This window comes from Candidatus Regiella insecticola LSR1 (assembly GCF_000143625.1).
Classification (GTDB): Bacteria; Pseudomonadota; Gammaproteobacteria; order Enterobacterales; family Enterobacteriaceae; genus Regiella; species Regiella insecticola.
In genome coordinates this window covers 1-235 of the sequence record NZ_GL379694.1, presented here as the reverse complement: position 1 = coordinate 235, position 235 = coordinate 1, and the positions used below count along the sequence as shown (strand labels likewise).

The 235-nt window shown below is 62.1% G+C and carries 1 protein-coding gene; it reads left to right on the top strand.

Translation table 11 applies throughout. From position 1 onward, the window contains the following. The coding region (locus tag REG_RS09520; protein WP_006705445.1) for a diguanylate cyclase domain-containing protein at window positions 1–235 on the top strand (235 nt) is incomplete at both ends.

Below are 235 nucleotides of genomic sequence, written 5' to 3'. Positions count from 1 at the left end.
CGCGAAGTCGGCCTGCGCCTGCGCGAAGATTTGCGCAGCCACGACACCCTGGCGCGCATTGGCGGAGATGAATTTGTATTGCTGGTGCAACTGACCCAGCCGGATGACGCCCTTGGCCTTGCCGAGCGCCAGGTTGTGCTGATCAACCGCGCGTTCCAAGTGGCCGAACATGAGCTGAAGATCTCCGCCAGTGTCGGTATCGCCATGTTTCCGGGCAATGGCAACAGCCCCCAGG